Raw genomic sequence first — 1,332 nt, 5'->3', positions numbered from 1 at the left:
AATCGATCGGCACCACCGATGCCGGTGGCCGCATCAGTTTCAGAACCACCAGCGGCCTGCATCGCATCGTGCTGACGCGCGGCACCACCAATGTCGCGTTCACCGAGATTCGCCTCGGCGATACCGATGCCGCCGAAGTCGCCGTCAACCTGCCCGCCGATATCGGCGACGCCAAGGTCGAACGCGACATCTTCAATGCTCGCGAAGCCGCGATCACGCCGATCGCCGGCACGGTCACCGACAGCAGCGGAAAGCCGCTCGCCGGCGCCAGGGTTTCGGCCGCCGACACCGCCATCAACACCACCACCGACGCCAGCGGCGCTTTCAAGCTGGACCTGCCGCGCGGCGAATACACGGTGCAGGTCGCCGCCGAAGGCTCGGCGCCGCAGGACATCACCGGCGTCCGCGCCTCGCCGCTGTTCGGCGGCTCGCTGGCGGTCAGCGTCAGTGCCGTCAAGCCTTCATCCGCAGCAGCCACGACCACGGCCGCCACTCCGGGCAACGGCGCCACCTCACTCGGCACGGTCACTGTGAAAGGCGTGGTCAGGCGTCAGTCGACAGCGACCAAGGAAAGAGTCGCGACCTCGGTCATCGACTCGGTTTCGCAGGAAGAAATCGCCGCCGCCGGTGATTCCAACGCCGGAGAAGCGATCCGCCGCGTGACCGGCGTCAGCGTGCAGAACAATGTCGTGGTGGTCCGCGGTCTCGGTGATCGCTATTCGACGACCCTGGTCAACGGCGCCGAAATCCCGAGCTTCAACCCGAGCCGCCGCGTGGTCGCCGTCGATGCCTTCCCGAGCGAATTCCTCGGCGGCCTGACGGTGCAGAAAACCTATAGCGCCGACCTGCCGGGCGAGTTCTCCGGTGGCGTCGCGCTGATCGAGACGCGGCCGACGCCGGATTTCGAAACCGGCGCGATCCGAGTCAACGTCGGTGGCAACACCCAGACCACGGCATCGCCGGTGCTCACCTATCAAGGCTCGGATTTCGACTACCTGGGCTTCGACGGCGGTCAGCGCGAATTGCCGCACCTCTATCGCGACATCACCAACAATGGCGCCAATTCGCTCGGCAGCGCTACCTCCGACCAACGTCTGGGCCTTCTGCAGTCGCTGCCGAATCTGTTCGACCTGCAGCGCATCGACAAGGCACCGGCCGACTTCGGCGGCAGCTTGACCTACGGCAACGTGTTCAAGTTCGGCGGCACCCAGAAGATCGGCTTCCAGCTCACCGGTCTTTACGACACCAATTTCCGCTTCCGCGACGAAGCCCGCGGCACCTTCACCGGCATCGGTGATGGCGTCAATGTCTCGCGTCAGGACAGCGAACAGC

1 protein-coding gene is annotated in these 1,332 nt (G+C 65.5%); it reads left to right on the top strand.

The features are described 5' to 3' along the window. The coding region (locus tag Q0D45_RS18480; RefSeq protein ID WP_293396293.1) for a TonB-dependent receptor at window positions 1-1,332 on the top strand (1,332 nt) is incomplete at both ends.

It is taken from the genome of Nevskia sp. (genome assembly GCF_023266035.1).
Lineage (GTDB): Bacteria > Pseudomonadota > Gammaproteobacteria > Nevskiales > Nevskiaceae > Nevskia.
This window is presented reverse-complemented; position numbering and strand designations above follow the sequence as displayed.